The 16,020-nt window shown below is 45.2% G+C and carries 14 protein-coding genes and 1 pseudogene; 9 read left to right on the forward strand and 6 right to left on the reverse strand.

Annotated elements, in window-relative coordinates; genetic code table 11:
* Position 1 precedes the first annotated feature (1 nt).
* A pseudogene (locus ZX61_RS11115) lies at positions 2–265 on the forward strand (hypothetical protein).
* A 38-nt stretch (positions 266–303) separates the two neighbouring features.
* Here the strand turns inward: ZX61_RS11115 and ZX61_RS11120 are convergent.
* Positions 304–1,482, reverse strand: coding sequence for an MFS transporter (locus tag ZX61_RS11120; RefSeq protein WP_049844695.1), 1,179 nt, complete (start codon positions 1,480–1,482; stop codon positions 304–306).
* Positions 1,483–1,608: 126 nt separating this feature from the next.
* On the opposite strand from ZX61_RS11120, the gene ZX61_RS11125 reads away from it, so the two are divergent.
* From ZX61_RS11125 to ZX61_RS11150, 6 genes are all read left to right on the forward strand, one after another.
* A complete protein-coding gene (locus ZX61_RS11125; protein ID WP_049844696.1) occupies positions 1,609–2,490 on the forward strand; it encodes a LysR family transcriptional regulator in 882 nt (293 codons plus the stop codon).
* Between the two features lie 35 nt (positions 2,491–2,525).
* Positions 2,526–2,846 carry a heavy metal-binding domain-containing protein gene (locus ZX61_RS11130; protein ID WP_049844697.1) on the forward strand — a complete coding sequence of 107 codons (321 nt, stop codon included), beginning with the start codon at positions 2,526–2,528 and terminating at the stop codon, positions 2,844–2,846.
* A gap of 66 nt (positions 2,847–2,912) precedes the next feature.
* Positions 2,913–3,371 (forward strand): YaiI/YqxD family protein, encoded by a 459-nt coding sequence (locus tag ZX61_RS11135; protein ID WP_049844698.1) that lies wholly within the window; start codon positions 2,913–2,915, stop codon positions 3,369–3,371.
* A 9-nt stretch (positions 3,372–3,380) separates the two neighbouring features.
* Positions 3,381–4,340, forward strand: a complete 960-nt coding sequence (locus ZX61_RS11140; protein WP_049844699.1) for a LysR family transcriptional regulator — start codon at positions 3,381–3,383, stop codon at positions 4,338–4,340.
* Positions 4,341–4,504: 164 nt separating this feature from the next.
* Positions 4,505–4,744: a YdcH family protein gene (locus ZX61_RS11145; protein ID WP_049844700.1), complete on the forward strand. Its 240-nt coding sequence runs from the start codon at positions 4,505–4,507 to the stop codon at positions 4,742–4,744.
* A 362-nt stretch (positions 4,745–5,106) separates the two neighbouring features.
* Positions 5,107–7,566: a collagenase gene (locus tag ZX61_RS11150; protein WP_049844701.1), complete on the forward strand. Its 2,460-nt coding sequence runs from the start codon at positions 5,107–5,109 to the stop codon at positions 7,564–7,566.
* Positions 7,567–7,686: 120 nt separating this feature from the next.
* On the opposite strand, the gene ZX61_RS11155 is transcribed toward ZX61_RS11150, so the two are convergent.
* From ZX61_RS11155 to ZX61_RS11175, 5 genes are all read right to left on the reverse strand, one after another.
* On the reverse strand, positions 7,687–8,703 hold the full coding sequence (locus ZX61_RS11155; RefSeq protein ID WP_049844702.1) for a sugar phosphate isomerase/epimerase family protein: 1,017 nt from the start codon (positions 8,701–8,703) through the stop codon (positions 7,687–7,689).
* Between the two features lie 29 nt (positions 8,704–8,732).
* On the reverse strand, positions 8,733–9,650 hold the full coding sequence (gene iolE / locus ZX61_RS11160) for a myo-inosose-2 dehydratase (protein WP_049844703.1): 918 nt from the start codon (positions 9,648–9,650) through the stop codon (positions 8,733–8,735).
* Between the two features lie 61 nt (positions 9,651–9,711).
* On the reverse strand, positions 9,712–10,224 hold the full coding sequence (locus ZX61_RS11165; RefSeq protein WP_049844704.1) for a hypothetical protein: 513 nt from the start codon (positions 10,222–10,224) through the stop codon (positions 9,712–9,714).
* On the reverse strand, positions 10,221–11,357 hold the full coding sequence (locus ZX61_RS11170; protein ID WP_049844705.1) for a ferritin-like domain-containing protein: 1,137 nt from the start codon (positions 11,355–11,357) through the stop codon (positions 10,221–10,223). Before ZX61_RS11170 ends, ZX61_RS11165 begins: the two co-directional genes overlap by 4 nt.
* Positions 11,350–13,272, reverse strand: a complete 1,923-nt coding sequence (locus tag ZX61_RS11175; protein ID WP_082173461.1) for a GMC family oxidoreductase — start codon at positions 13,270–13,272, stop codon at positions 11,350–11,352. Before ZX61_RS11175 ends, ZX61_RS11170 begins: the two co-directional genes overlap by 8 nt.
* Before the next feature lie 343 nt (positions 13,273–13,615).
* Here ZX61_RS11175 and ZX61_RS11180 point away from each other — a divergent pair, with 343 nt between their 5' ends.
* Positions 13,616–15,046 carry a glycoside hydrolase family 15 protein gene (locus tag ZX61_RS11180; protein ID WP_049844706.1) on the forward strand — a complete coding sequence of 477 codons (1,431 nt, stop codon included), beginning with the start codon at positions 13,616–13,618 and terminating at the stop codon, positions 15,044–15,046.
* A gap of 101 nt (positions 15,047–15,147) precedes the next feature.
* Entirely contained in the window at positions 15,148–15,981 is an 834-nt protein-coding gene (locus ZX61_RS11185; protein WP_049844707.1) for a hypothetical protein, read from the forward strand.
* Positions 15,982–16,020 lie beyond the last annotated feature (39 nt).

Below are 16,020 nucleotides of genomic sequence, written 5' to 3' on the forward strand. Positions count from 1 at the left end.
TATGAATTTGTTGAAACGAGTTAAGTCACAACTGCTTGAAGTATTAGATTTTCAATCTTGCGTCTGGGTTGTCAGTGTGTATCAAGGAGTGCATAAAGGCTAGTCTTACGTGGTGAACGAAGATAGCTTTTCTGAGCCAATGCAGTGGATGAAACGCAAAGGCTATTCCACAGCAATGATAGAGCAAGTAGATCAGATGCGACGCTCGCAAGTCGAAGAGTTTGAGTTAGAGGATGTTAAGCATCGCCTTATGCGCGTGAAATAACACTCAGCCCGTATGGCATGGGCTGAGTATTGGTTTAATTATACTTGTTGTAACCTCAGTGAACGCTTATCCAGTGTTCCGCTTATGCGAGTGAGGACGAGGGCGCCCAACACGATCATTGCACCAACCCAAGGTGTGTTCATTAATCCCGCTTGCTCAACAATAATGCCACCTCCCCAAGAGCCCAGCGCAATACCTACATTAAATGCGGCGATATTTAAACCAGAGGCAACATCGACTGCATCAGGTGCGTATTTCTCCGCTAGCTTGACCACATAAACTTGTAAGCCGGGAACATTGCCAAAAGCAAAGGCGCCCCAAACGAGAATGGTCATTACTGCGGCGATTGAGTTGTATGCAGTGAAGTTAAACACCAATAGAACCAGAGCGAGACCGACAAAGATAACCGTTAAGGCTTTAATCGGTCCCAGGGTGTCGGCCATTTTTCCACCCCAAATATTGCCAATGGCGACTGATACACCATACACCAACATGATTAGGCCGATTGCGCTTGAGTTAAACCCCGACACCTCTTCTAGAATTGGCGCTAAGAAAGTAAACGCGGTAAACGTACCGCCGTATCCCAGTGCCGTGATCGCATAGACGAGTAGCAGTCTCGGTTGAGTAAGCACTTTAAGTTGAGCAGACAACTTGGTTGCTGGTGGCTGCTTCAGATTACTTGGTATCAAGGCCGCACTGCCAATAAGAGCAATCAATCCTAGCAAGGCTACGATGAGAAATGTCGCCTGCCAGCTAAAGGTTTGCCCAATGTATGTGCCAAGCGGCACACCTGTAACCAAAGCAACTGTTAGACCAGTGAACATTATCGCTATCGCGCTGGCTGCCTTTTCTTTCGACACTAAGCCTGTCGCAACGGTGGAGCCAATTGAGAAAAATACGCCATGGGCAAGGCCGGTCAGTATACGTGCCATAACAAGCGTGTTATAGCCGGGAGCTTGCCAAGCTAACAAGTTACCTAAGACAAACAAACTCACCACGGTCAGGAGCACTTTTTTACGTGGCCAATTGCCAGTTAAAGCGGTTAATACAGGCGCACCGATCGCAACGCCCAAAGCATATAAACTCACCAGGAGTCCGGCGGAAGGGAGCGAAACGGATAAATCGGCAGCCATGGTTGGAATCAACCCAACGATGACAAATTCAGTTGTGCCGATAGCAAAGGCACTGAGTGTTAATGCGAATAGAGCGATTGGCATTGTTGTTCTCATTAGTTGTGTATTAGATGGCGAGCATTATTAAAGAAAAGTTATTTGCGAAAAATAGTGCTTTTATCAAATTACTTTTGCTATAAATGAAGGTAATGGCATTGTTGGAGAGATTGGATGCTGACCCGTTCAGATGATTTGGATATATTGCTTACGGTCGTGGATAGCGGTGGATTCTCTGCGGCCGCGGATGTGCTTGATATTCAGGTTGCTAGGGTATCGCGAGCAGTAAGCAAAGTAGAAAAGCAGCTTGGTGTTTCTATTTTGAACCGGACGACTCGACGTATTGAGCTCACTTTTGAAGGGAAGCAGTTTATCGAATCGGTTCGACGCGGACTTGATATTATCAAACAAGCTGAAGAAGAAATCGTAACGCGAGGTGAGCTACCCAAAGGTCATCTTCGTGTAGATGCTGCAAGCCCGTTCGTTTTCCATCAGTTGGTTCCTCTCATTCAAGAGTTCAAACAAGCCTTTCCAGATATTGAGTTGGAGCTGACTTCTAATGAAGGCTTTGTTGATCTGTTAGAAAAAAGAACGGACGTGGCAATTCGAATCGGACAGCTAAAAGATTCCACATTACATGCAAGACTGCTTGGTAAAAGCCCACTCTACATTGTGGCGTCACCAGAATATCTCGCCCAATATGGTGTACCTAAAACAGCTTTGGAATTGTCTCAGCATCAAGTGATTGGTTTTACTACACCAAAAGTATTGAACCAATGGCCTTTAAAAGGGTTCCAACCTTTGAAACCACTGATTACTTCAGGAAATGGTGAAACCATACGTCAGTTAGCCCTCAATGCAAATGGTGTGGCTTGCTTGTCTGGTTTTATGGTTCAAAAAGATATTGAAGAAGGTCGACTCGTCTCTTTACTAGAGGATCAAAAACTTCACAACACAGAGCGAGAGTTGGTCAATGCGGTTTACTACAAGTCATCGACGGTGGCTCGTCGTATCTCGGCATTCATTGACTTTATAAAGCCGAGGCTAACCTTGTAAGGCCTTCTATACCACACACTAATAAGGAAAGAATGATGATCAAAACCACGACTTCAGTAGTAGAAGGTCGCCCGGTCCAAGACTATCTGGGTGTTGTTGTTGGCGAGGCAATATTAGGTGCCAACATCTTCAAAGATATGTTTGGTGCCATTCGCGATGTTGTTGGCGGTCGTTCCGGTGCCTACGAGCGAGAGATGGGGCGCGCGCGTGAAATCGCCTTCCAAGAGATGGAGTCCAGAGCTAGTGAGTTGGGTGCAGACGGTATTGTCGGTATTGATATCGACTACGAAGTGATAGGTAGCGGCGGTAGCATGATGATGGTGAGTGTTAGCGGAACGGCGGTTAAGTTTAAATAACGCTATTAAGTCCTTATTAATTACGGTCTAATAGCGTCAGTAGACCGTTTTTAGGAATTATGAATAATGAAAATTTGGGTAGATGCGGACGCTTGTCCTGTGGTTGTACGAGACATCTTGTTTCGCGCTTCTGAGCGAACTGGGGTCGAAGTGACCTTGGTGGCTAACCAGTTTATCCGCACGCCAGCCTCACCAAAGGTAACCATGCTGCAAGTTCAGGCGGGGTTCGATGTCGCAGATAATGAGATAGTAAAACGTTGCCAAACGGGTGACTTGGTGATCACCAGTGATATTCCGCTTGCGGACGAAATCATCACCAAAGGCGGCCATGCACTGAGCTCGCGCGGTGAGCTGTTTACCAAAGAGAACATCAAATCACGTTTGAATATTCGTGACTTTATGGAGACCATGCGTAGCAGCGGTATCCAAACAGGAGGGCCTGCGCCATTAAGTCAGGCTGATCGCCAGCAGTTTGCGAACCATCTTGATAAGTGGCTGGTACAATGGCAGCGAGCTCAAAAGTAAGGTTGTAATATGGCGTTAGTGAATCAACTCTCTCTATTTATCGATGTCGTCCAGCAAGGCTCTTTTACTAAGGCAGCCGCTCTGCATGATATGGACAACTCCTCTCTCTCAAAACAGATAAAAAAACTAGAGTCTGATTTAGGCGTTCAGCTTCTTAACCGTTCGACGCGCTCATTCTCACTAACGCCTGCAGGAGAAGAAATTCTCGAACAAGCTCATAACCTTGTGGGGACTTTGACTCACGTTCAATCAATCGCTGACTCTTATCATGCTCAGCCTAAAGGGCGAATTAGAGTGACTGCTCCGTACCATGTGGGTCAAAACTATCTTCGCCCAGTGATCAGTCAGTTTATGCAGGCGTATCCAGATGTTGAGATTGAACTGCTACTGGATGATAAACGTTCAGATATAATTTCTGACCACTTTGACGTCGCTTTTCGTTTAGGGCGCTTAGATGATTCGAGCTTAATTGCGAAAAAGATTGCTGATATTAGGGCGGTGGTCCTTGCTTCACACAGTTTTATCGAAAAGTATGGAGAGCCGTTAACCCCTGAAGAGCTAGTGAAGCTTCCTTCTGTGGTGTACAGCAACCGCTCCTTGACTGTCGATACAATGAGACTTAGCGAGCAACCAAACTCCAGTAATATCATCAACTACAAGATGAGAGGCAAGCTCAAAGTGAATGATGTCCCGACATTGATTGCATCGGTACAAGACGGGCTGGGCTATGTAACACTCTCTTCTTCCAATCTAAATTGCTCTATCGAAGCGTTAGGGCTTAAGCCACTTCTTACTGATTACACCCTATGCAATCAAGGCTTAGCACTGTATGCACTCTACCCACATCGCAAACAGACTGCACTGGTAAGAGAGTTTATTGCTGCGGTACAACAACACATTGGTACCCCTCCCATTTGGGAGCAGCACGTACCGAATTTTGACAATCTCTATCGAGCTAAAAAACTCTAGATGCAACGAATGCTAACAGTGACAGGACGCTCATAACAGAGAAACAGATGAAGGATTAGGCAGGGACGTTTATTTTAAGTAAGTGCACAAGCGCACACTTCATTGAGTTATTCGTTGCTATGGTTGAAAAGTGTACAGTTATTTTTTGCCATGGAGGACCACATATGCTCGGTGAAGACCACTCTCTAATTAAAGAATTTCCTCAATACAGAGATGCCATTCTCGCGCTTGTAGAAACCAATGATGACTTTGCTCGGATGATGAGAAACTACAACTCTTTGGATAAAGAAATTCGAACACTTGAATTACGCGACTCTCCAATTAGTGATGGGGAAATGCATCAAATGAAACATGACCGGGCAGAGATGAAAGATGCTTTACATAGCTGGGCTAAAGCATTTTAGTCAGCATACTTCGATTCAGAATCCATTTCATAAAAGCGTCACTCGGCGCTTTTTTCTTTATGTTCAATTAATTAGATGGAAATAAATCAATTTTTTGCATGGGCAATCCGTGTGATGCGCTCCAATTCGTGAGTTTTTTCCTCTACGCTGTAAACCAGTACCTCCCCCTTTTCCGCTGAATAACGGGCAAGCTTATATTCTGAATCTGAGCGTCTTACAAAGTGAGACTCAAAAAATGATTGTTAATGATTTGTTTCAAAGTAAAAAGTTTCGGGTCTAGATTAGTGAGTGATTTCGCAACATGCGAGAGCCGATAACGGTGATGCCGTTTGTATAAAATATTCAAAGGTAGAAGGGCGAAGATGGAACTTAATAAACTAACAATTGCAGTGGCAGGTGTTTTATTTTCTGTGAATGTGTATGCGGTGAGTGAGCCGCTACCTCAATTTGTCGACCGAAGCACTCTTCACGACCATGAACATCATGGTGTTGAAGATCATGAACCAGACAACGCACCGAAAAAAACGCTAATTCAAAAACCAGAACCAACTTTTAAGATGTTTTCTGCTGCTAAAGATGAAGCAGCGGTAACATGTGATGTAGAGACATTTGCCACCTCAAATAGTACGGCACTTATTTCTGCGATTACAACGCAAGGAGCAAGTTGCGTAAACAAGCTTTTTTCAGCCGAAAGCCGTGTTCAGGAGACAGCGTTTGAGTCTAGTAACATGTTCAATGTCGCCAAACATACGGTGAATGCTGCAAAAGCGTATCAGGGTGGTGGGAGTGATGAGTTGGAGGCGTTATTCCTCTTCCTGCGCGCAGGTTACTACGCTGAATTTTATAACGACAAGGTCAGCTTCCTACCTTCAGTCACACCAGCAGTGAAAGATGCGGTTGATGCCTTTGTAAACAATGCAAGCTTCTATGAAGGTAGTGATGCTCACGGCAGAGTATTACGTGAAGTGATTACTACGATGGACAGCGCAAGTCTTGAGCATGCCTACCTTGACGTGGTCACTCAATGGTTGAACCGCTGGAATGCAGACTATGCACAGCATTGGTATATGCGTGATGCAGTCAATGGCGTTTTCTCAGTTCTTTTCGGTGGCCAATGGAATGACCAATATGTTCAAGCGATTGGATCGCAGACCGCTTTGGTCGATGCACTGGCGAAAATGGCACTGAATCGAGACTCCATTGCACGAGCCGATGAGTTTATGACCGCTAATGCGGGACGTGAGATGGCAAGGTTGCTTAAGTACAGTGGTACGGCGATTGAAGCTAAGGTGAAAGCTAAGGTCACTGAAGTTTTCAGTCAATACGAGATGTATGGCTATGGAGATACAGTTTGGTTAGCAACGGCTGATACGGCCTCTTATCATTCTGATTGTTCACAATTTGGTATCTGTAATTTTGAGCAGCAACTGAAATCACAAGTCTTGGCGCAAAACTACACTTGTAGTCCAACCGTTCGTATTCTCTCGCAAAATATGACTCAGGCTCAACACCAAGCTGCTTGTGACAAAATGGGTTTTGAAGAAGGCTATTTCCATACGCGTTTAGAAACAGGCAACCAACCCGTCGCTGACGACCACAATACCCAATTGCAAGTGAACATTTTTGATAGCAGCGATGACTATGGAAAATATGCTGGTCCAATCTTTGATATTAATACCGATAATGGTGGCATGTATCTAGAAGGTGACCCGTCTAAGCCGGGAAATATTCCCAATTTCATTGCCTATGAAGCATCTTATGCCAACCCAGATCATTTCGTTTGGAATCTTGAGCACGAATATGTCCATTATTTAGATGGCCGATTCGATATGTATGGCGATTTTAGTCATCCAACTGAAAAGGTTGTGTGGTGGAGTGAAGGTGTTGCCGAGTATGTTGCTAATGAAGACAACAACCCTAAAGCAATAGAGACAATTAAAGATGGTTCTACGTACACCCTTAGTGAAATCTTCGAAACCACTTACGATGGCTTTGACGTAGATCGAATTTATCGTTGGGGGTATCTAGCAGTGCGATTTATGTTTGAGCGTCATATGGATGAAGTTAATCGTATGTTGGTCGAAACGCGCAGCGGAAACTGGTCGCAATATAAAGTTATCATCAGTCAGTGGGCAACTCAGTATCAGCCTGAGTTCGAACAATGGCAACAACAATTGGTCAGTGGTGGTACAGAATCACCGACCGCTGTAATCAACGCAAGTAGTGAGGGTAAAGTTGGTGAATCCATATCATTCAGTAGTGCAGGTAGCTCAGACGAAGACGGTCAAATCACAAAATACCTCTGGGACTTCGGTGATGGCTCGACAAGTTCAGAGGCCAATCCGTCGCACCAGTTCAGTAGCGAGGGTAGTTTCGCGGTCCGCTTAACGGTGACCGACAACGATGGCAATACAGGGACGACGTCCACTTCGATTGCTATATCACAACAAGGAGGCAACCCGTCTCTACCCACTGATTGTGAAGTCCAAAACAAAGTGTCTGGTGGACGTTTAGTCGCTGGTGAGCCTGTATGTCTCGCTAATCAGTCAGTGATTTGGTTGAGTATCGAGGGGGTCAACCAGCATCAGTCTATGGCAATCACTTCAGGTAATGGTACAGGTGATCTCAAGCTGGAATACAGTAACTTTGGCTGGCCGAATGATGAAGGGTCTAACCTGCATGGCTGGTCAGACAATGAAGGCAATGGTGAATGTATTACTATCGCGGGCCAAGCTAACTATTGGGGCTATTTGAAAGTCTCGGGCACTTTTGAAAACGCGGCAATAGTGGTCGATTTCGACACTTCGAAATGCCGTCAGTAGTTCTCTCAGACAAAAAAGCTCAGCATCCGCTGAGCTTTTTTAGTTTTACATATTCAGTATTTAAGCAACGTAACTTAGTTTAAGGCCACACCGCCATTTTCAAACGTTATCGTCACTTAGTTATGATTTTTGCTTAATTCGATCTAGATTGAATTCAGTTACTTCGTATGCTTTTTGTGCCACACAGTAAGCATCTGGGTAGGCGTTGGGCTCATCGACTTCTGGTATCCAGAACTTACGCCGAGTAAGGCGTAAACCTTGGTCAAATGCACCTACAGCATTAAAAATCTCGACAGAAACGGGGCCCTGATAGTGTTCCAAAATCGGGGTAAACATAGCGTCCCAAGGAAGCCAGCAGTGCTGAAGGTCACCTCTGTCGGGTGGTGAGGCTTGTGCGTAGTGCAGCCTGTGCTGATTAGCTAAATACTGCACTTGCTGTTTAAATACTTCTGGCCCATCACCATCGAGGACTTCTTGAGCGCTATCGATAACGACACCAACGGTGGGGTCAGCTATACCGTCTAAGAACTTGATCAACTGAGTTAGTTTATTTGGTCCGGGTGTTTCCCAATGGCTAATGGGTTCAATGGCAAGTTTTACTCCTCTTTCTTTTGCGTACTGGCCAAGTTGATGAAAGCTTTGTTGGGCAGTTAAGTAGCGCTGGTCGAGTGCATTTTGCAGGTCATCACTCCACACTGGCTCACCATTAGGCGCATTGTACACGAAGCCACCATAAGGGATTACCATCGGGCCCATCATGATCTCTCCCCCCATCGCTGCAGTAATATCGATTCTAGATTTGAGATATTCGATACCAGCCTGACGAATGTTTGGGTCTGACGAGCTAGGATCGCAATCAGTGGTGGCGCCCACATTGGTGGCGAACTTGATATGACCGAGCCCCTCATCATCTAAGCGCTGCTTAAAACGGGTGTAAGCTGCCAGTTCTTTGGTATAGGTTGGAAAAGCATAAACGGTAGCGTCTTCTCGACCTGGATGAATTTCAAATCCGGTATAGCCCATATTGGCTAGGTGGCGAATATGAATCATCGCTTGGTCTAGGAAGGTCTCATCTTCGATTGGAAAATTGGAATCGAACATGAAAAAGCTAAAGTACAACTCTGTCTGCTGTGACATAGTTTTCACTCCATAATATCGAGGTCAGATTACTGTCCGGTAATCTCTTTCAGGTACTTACGAGCCATTTGTGCATACAAAAGCGGTGTTGCTTTGGCGGGGTCTTGTTCGGCTTCTACTATTAGCCAGCCAGCGTAGTTCTTGTCTGCAAGCGCTTGGAAAATCGCTTCAAAATCTATGCAGCCCGCAGGATCGCCTGGCACAGTGAATACGCCTTGAAGTATCGATTCTTTGAACGACAACTTGTTGGCTAAGCAGTATTCCATCACGTCTTGGCGGATATTTTTCAAATGTATATGGCGAATTCGGTCACCATAAAGCTTGATGAATTCAAGGTTGTCTCCACCCGCGAAATGCAAATGGCCGGTATCTAAGCACAGATTCACTAGGTTTGGGTCGGTCATCTCCGCCAAGCGCGCAATCTGTGGCATAGTCATTACACCCGTGCCCATATGGTGGTGATAACACATGGTGATACCTTGTTTATTGGCCTTGTGTCCGAGTTCGTTCAATCCGTCTGCGAGTTGCTTCCACTGATCTTCGTTGAAGTCTGGTGCGTTAGGCACCAGTGCAATAGGCTGCTGGTGTGATGAGTGCCCAAGCTCCGCCAACACCATATCGCCGCTCTTCATCGCTTGGATGAATTTGATTTCATCTTCAAAGTTGCTGACCGTTTTTTGGTGCATGTCTTTGATGGTGAAATAGGTGCTGACCCAAGGCTCGGACATTTGAAGGCCGCGCATGTCTAGCTCACGTTTCAACACCGTAGGATCGGAAGGGTATTTGTGTCCGCGACTGCAGCCACAGAATCCAGCAAGTGCCATTTCACTAACGATCTGCCCAAAGGGAATACCGATATCAATATCAGGGAAGTCGTCGTTAACCCACCCAGTTGGAGTGATACCGAATTTGACACTTCCTTCTGGAAACATTGTTTGTCTACTCATTTTATTTTTCCTCTAGCCAATTGAGATCGTGGTTACCAAGCAATACTTCTTTGCTTATGCGTTACTCGAAGTTAAAGCTTGGCTTGTAAGCCCATCTGTTATCGAAATTAATATTGGGTGGACTTTGCCAAGAGCCATATCCCGGCCCTTTGGCTCCGGATGGATTGGCACCTATGGCGAGCCATAGTAAACCTTCCATGTATGAAGAGGGGCTGACAAAAAAAGTCCGGTCTTGCTCGCTTTTTCCATAAGCTTCTCGCCATGTATTCGGCAACTGATACCAAGTACCTGTATACCAAAGTTTGATAATGTTACGCGCGACGGGACCAAGCTTAGGATCGCCAAGGATGTTCTTTCTTACCGCGTCGTTGAAGTCGGCTTCTGTATTGGTTGATTGGTGTATTTTTTTAAACGTCTCTAGCAGGTGTTTAGTGATGTCAGAGCCAGCAATAGTTTGCAAAGTGTGAAGATAATCTTCTACCTGCCCAGTGCCATTGAGTGTAAAGGCATTAAAATCAGTTAACGCCCCTGATAACTCAGTAAACAGAATAATTTGCTTGGTAGTTAAGCTCATGAGACGGCCTCTTTAACATTGGTTTTCATACTGATGTTTTCCGCAGGAGTAAGGCTCATTTCAAACGTTGGTGCGCCGTTAAAGTGCGTGTGTCCTGGGATTGGGTTTCGAATCAATTGGGTGGCGTGTTCTTTGAGCCTGAACATGTCGCAAACCGCGCCTAGTAGAAGTGATTGTTCAGAGTTGAACGCTCTGGTTACTAAGACTAAAAACTCTTGGTAGTTTTGGTTAAATTGTTGAGCGGCCTGATGAAGTTCAGATGTTTGAGGGAAATCGGTCATTTTGGGGTTGCTTTTAACCGGGTATACCTTGTCATAGTCGACGTTAAATGCCTCTCCCGTTGGTTTTCCGGGTTGGTCTCCCGGTTGATAATACTGCCCTAGCTTTAGCTGCTCAAAGCGGTAGTAGTGGGAGATTTCCCCCTCTGAGTCAAAAATAGATCCGCCGTGACCTTCTCCCTGCTCTTTTATCAATTCGAGAGCTTGATGCGCAGATGCCAGGTCAACGACTTCTATGACTTCACCGCCACCAGAGTAGTAATACTGATTGGAAACTTGCACAGCTGGGTCACCAGTAAATATGGTGCTGTTTGTTTGCTGGGCTTGGGCTTCAAGGAAGTCGATGCCTTCCAAAATAGCATCGTAGAAATCGCCAATACTGTAGAAGCGATAGCTAGGTACTTCGGGGGGAGTAATGGCTTTTAAATTGAACTTGCTGATGTTCTCGCATTGGTAGCAACCCTTGAGATGGGAAGTGTCGGCTATATCCGCCGGGCGTTTTGAAGGGCGCTCTATATTAAGAAATGTTTCTAGCGTTTCAGGTGAGAACTTAGCGATAGACACTTGAAAGTCATCTTCTCCATCTGGCAGATAAGTGGGAAAGTCAGGTACAAAGCCTTGTTCGGTTAAATTGGGCCTTTTCCCAACCGCATTGAGCACATTCGCAGCCAGAGTCATATGCAGCATCTCTTCAACCAGTACAGCGCGAATTGTCGCAGTTGCTTCGATGTTCGTATTTGGGTAAATGCTATACAGAGCGGTTAAATACGGCGGTATGGTTGCGTGCTCAAGTTGAATGGCAGCTTCTAGCATCGCGTGAAGATCGTCTATGGTATTGATAATGCGCTTATTCATAACAACCATCCTTAGTCAGTTGGAATTCTGAATCCGAGACAATGTCAATGTTGTATTGGCTCAGTTGGCCGATGATATGCTCGGTGGTTTTGTAGCAAAGGGCGGCGAGCGTTAGCGTAGTATTGGAGGTGCCAATACTAGGCATACTGCCTGAACCTATAAGATAGAGGTTGTTGTGATCCCATGACTTTTGGTTTGCATCAACGACAGAATTTGTCGAATCTGTGCCCATTATATGTGTGCCAGAGAAGTGGTTGCCTCCTCTGAAGTAGTAGTCTTCACCTTGATAGTTGAAGTAGCCGTAGTCCAATGGAGAGTAGCTAGAGTAGTCTTCGGCTCCCAAACGTTGAAAGAATACCTTTGAGGTCTGCCTAGCGTAAGCAATGCCAGCTTTGGAGTAATCAGACAAGTTGTAGTTAACGATAGGTCTCATGTTGCCTATTGCATCTTTATAAGCAGGATCAACGGTTACACGGTTACTCTCATCGGCAACTTGCTCAACCATATAGGCAAACAGGAGCTGGTTAGAAATACGTTTTACAACACTTTCGCGTAGGTCATGGCCAAACTTGTTTTGGTCGTCAACCAATTGTTCGATATCAGTGAATGGAGCGCCAGTTGCCCAACCCCAGCCATCGTTGTGAATATCAATGCCAAATGGCGCTTGTTTGTGGCGAGCGTTACCGTGACGAAAATCAGCGACTCCAGACGTACATTTGGTTCCGCGCATTGTGCCGGCTGCTTCCGGTAACAAACCCCATGTCAGCAAGTAAGTATGATCCATCAGGTTTTTTCCGATCAAGTTACTAGAACTTGGCAAACCAGAGGCGAGCATTAAACGCGCATTTTCGATCGCATTAGTCGCTAGAATAAAGAGTTTGCCGCTAACTCTCGCTACCGTATGTTCTGGATTTTTTGTTGATAGATAATGTTTGAATTCGATGTGACTGATTGCGTCGTTGTTGCCGACCACTACTTTACTTGCGACCGCTTGAGGTAAGAAGTCTAGTCGACCTGTTTGGGCAGCGTCGAGCAGTGTTTTGCGCGCATCATACTTAGCTTGCACCGGACAAATCGGCACACAGTTATTATTGCCCTGGCAACGTCCTCCTTGCTCAACTTGATAACCACTGACTGACCCTTTGGGTTTGAAGCCAGCGTCATTGTTGTAGTTTTTGTTAGGTATCCCATTACGCCCCTGTGGAAAAGGTCTAACTTGGACGCGATGGGTCTCACCATACAGATCAAATTCGCTACCATCGATCCCTTTCGCGACGACCTGATCGAGGTAAGAGGGAGGTAATCCATGCATCGGATAGACATAGCCAGGCTCATACTTAATGCCATAGAAGCTTTGCTCCTCAACATTCGCCGATACCCCGATTTCTCGCTCGGCGATACGGTAATAAGGCATCAGATCGTCATAACTGATGGGCCAGTCTAAGCCGACACCATAGGTACTTTTGAGCGAGAAATCTTCCGGTAACATGCGCAAAATTTTGGCTTCCCAATGCATTGTTGTGCCACCGGCAACGCGCGTATAAGTGCTATCGAGTGCCAACGGTCCGTTTTGAACCATATAGCCTTTTTCGTCGGGTACGCCGGGCTTGAGTTTGCTGACGTCTGTCGAGCGAGGCATACGGGCATTCGGATTGTCTGGATAAGGGGCGTTGTTGTCTTTGGAAGCGTTAGAGTAGTAGTTGCTTAAGTACTGTTGGAAGCCATGATAGGTGAAATCCTTAGCGGGTCCGGCTTCGAGCATCAGTACCGATAAGCCTTTTCTAGTGAGTTCTTTTGCCGCGATGGCACCGCTGATACCTGATCCGACTATCACCGCATCATAACGTCCTTCTGTGGACTTTATTACGGCTTGCTCTGGTGTTATTGCTTGGACTTTCGTTGTTGGGTCATGCATACAAAACCTCGAATTTTATTTAGCCAACTTGCCATCAGTGTGTGTGGCAAAAATCAGTGTAGCAGCTAAATCATTGGGCCAAGGCTAAAATAAGCAACTATATGCATAATTTGTTTTGATGCAATAATATTAAAAAAATTATACCAATAAAATCATGTAGATAAAAAATAGTTATTTTTTGAATGAGCAGAAAAATAATTTGCGCATATACTTCGGTATGCATCTAGGTGCTTAATTGAGGGTTTGCTAGTGTGGGCTTAACTTTCGCTAATATCGTAAGTTCTAGTAGTCCAAATATAGGCATATCCAAACAACTAATCTAAACATTATTCGTGGAATTTTTATGTCAGTTTACAGCAACAACTTAGCTAAGTTAGATAGCGGCTTAACGGCTCCAGAGCCAGTCAAACCTTTGGAAGAATGGATTGTGACGGCTAGGTCGAACATTCTGAAAAACATGATGGCTAATATCTCTCCAGAAGACGGAGAGCGTGGCTCGGTATTAGCGTCTCCTTCGCGCACTAACCCTGATTATTACTACCACTGGATTCGAGATTCGGCGCGAACCATGGCTGAAATAGTCAAACTCAATGGGAGTGATAAAAACCAGTTAAAAGATCGTTACTATCAAATGATGGTTGATTATGTCGAGTTTTCTAAGATCAACCAAACGACCCCAACACCGAGCAATAGTCCAGGAGAGCCCAAGTTTTATGTCACTGGGCAAGCATTCACTGGTCCATGGGGCCGACCGCAAAATGATGGGCCTGCACAACGCGCTTTAACCTTGACCCGTTGGGCAAGCATACTCTTAGAAAACAACGAGAAGGGTTACGTATCAAATGTGCTATATGATGGCCAAGAGCCATCATTTAGTCTCATCAAGTGTGATCTCGACTTTGTCGCTAACCACTGGCGAGACGCTTGCTTTGACTTATGGGAAGAGGTGGAAGGAAGCCATTTTTATACACGAATGTTGCAGCGTACTGCTTTAAGAGAAGGAGCGGATCACGCCAATCTATTAAGTGATCCTGGTGCGGCTGACTTCTACAACCAGCAAGCCGAGCTTATTGAGCAAGCAATGGAGGAGTTCTGGAGTGAAGAAAAGGGTTATTACCAAGCTACGCTCAATCGAGTCGGCGGATTAGATGGCAAAATATCTAACCTTGATGTGGCAGTCATCCTCGGCTCTTTCCAGTCTCAATCAGCCAGTCATCCATTTTTAGATCCTGACAATGATAAAGTTCTGGCAACTGCCTTCGCGCTGCATCAAGCGTTTGAACCTCTTTATCCGATTAATGCGATTGGAAAAACCGCCAATGGTGACCCTGTCGCACCTGGAATAGGTCGCTACCCTGAAGATAAATATACAGGTAGTGGTCCTTTGGGAGAAGCAAACCCTTGGTTCCTGTGTACCGCCGCTCTTGCTGGTACCAGTTATAAAGCTGCTGCACTATTTTCAAAACAAAAGTGCATTTCGATATCTCAATACAACCTTGAGCAACTGCAACTGGCGGTATCGTATGTTGACCCTAACTTGATCCTAAAAACAGGTGATGAATATGGAGCGAAAACTAAAGCGTTTAAGACCATTGTCAGTGGCCTTAAAGCATTGGGTGACGCCTATCTAAGACGAGTTCAAATTCATGCAGGTGAGAACGACTCGCTTTCAGAGCAGTTCAGTCGTTATGACGGCTACATGACTAGTGCGTGTGACTTAACTTGGAGTTATGTGTCCGTTGCTATCACTCTGGACATACGCGACGAGCTTTAATCTGGCCTAGATTCATTTACCCACCTTGTAAATTGGGTGGGTAAATGATCGATAGATGAATTCAGAACTTTTCCTTAAGCGAATTAATGTGAGTCAATATTATGAGTACCCCGATTACCAGTCCGATAAAAATAATGGTGAAAAATACGGGAGAGGTAAAAGTGCATACTTTTATCTCTTCTTACGAAGGCAACAATATTGCTAATGCTACCCACATCATTGAAAGCACCAATATGCTGGTGGTGATTGACGGACAATTTCTGCGACCTTATGCAAAAATGTTCCGTGAATATGCCGATAGTCTAGGTAAGCCTATCGGGCGTGTTTATTTGTCGCACCGCCATCCAGACCATTGGTTTGGGCTAGGGGATGCATTTGATGATGTTGAAATATATGCTCTTCCCGAAACTATCGAGTTCTTAAAAGAACATGGTGAAGCCTCGCGCGAAGACCATATCTCTAAGTTAGGTGCAGATTTAGCACCAGAAAAAGTGGTGATACCCCAAAATGCTGTCTATCCAGGTTTGCAGGTCGTCGATGGTGTTGAATACGTCATTGAACGTGTGGTTGACACAGAAATCGATTATGCGCTGACGATTAAATTGCCACAGTATGGTGTCTATATTGTTCAAGATTTGTTGTACAGCGGTACGCATCTATATCTCACTCAATACATAGATCATTGGTTAGAGATTTTGCAGCAAATGTTGATCTCGGATTACGAAGTATTTCTCCCTGGGCACGGATTTCCAGCGGATAAGAAAGAAGTGACAGAGAATGCTAAGTACTTGCTTGCTGCCAAACAGGCCATTGATAACGGCCTGAAAGATGAAGCATTTAAAACCTTTATGCTTTCAAGATTCCCCGAACGAGAGTGCCCTGCCATCTTTGATATCTATATTCCGAGATTATTCGATGGTGCGCGTGAGTATTAAAAGTAAAAGCGAAGCAACAGACGTCAGCAATAGGTGAAA

The sequence above is a fragment of the Vibrio sp. VPAP30 genome (genome assembly GCF_001188205.1).
In the GTDB taxonomy this organism is placed as follows: domain Bacteria; phylum Pseudomonadota; class Gammaproteobacteria; order Enterobacterales; family Vibrionaceae; genus Vibrio; species Vibrio bivalvicida.